The sequence below is a fragment of the Thermorhabdus hydrogeniformans genome (genome assembly GCF_049310025.1).
Lineage (GTDB): Bacteria > Bacillota > Thermosediminibacteria > Thermosediminibacterales > Tepidanaerobacteraceae > JBJYKD01.
The window spans coordinates 1-254 of sequence record NZ_JBJYKD010000231.1 but is presented as its reverse complement, the minus strand read 5'-3'; the positions used below and the strand labels follow the sequence as shown (position 1 = coordinate 254).

The following is a 254-nucleotide window of genomic DNA, read 5'->3' as shown; positions in this document are numbered from 1 at the left end:
CCCGAGCTGGACAAGACCTTCCTGGCCGAGGCGGAGAAGGCCGGCCTGACCAACCTCGCCGGCCACCGCTCCGTCGGCGGCATGCGCGCGAGCATCTACAACGCCATGCCGCCCGAGGGCGTGGATGCCCTGATCGACTTCATGCGGGAGTTCGAGCGTCGCCATGGCTGAAAGATTCCGCATCCTCACGCTGAACAACATCAGCACCCGCGGGCTGGACCGCCTGCCGCGCGAGCGCTACGAAGTGGCCTCGG

Annotated in this window: 1 pseudogene; it reads left to right on the top strand. The window is 68.1% G+C overall.

The features are described 5' to 3' along the window. Positions 1–171 (top strand): annotated as a pseudogene (locus ACKX14_RS16240) (3-phosphoserine/phosphohydroxythreonine transaminase); the annotation flags it as partial. Between the last annotated feature and the right edge of the window lie 83 nt (positions 172–254).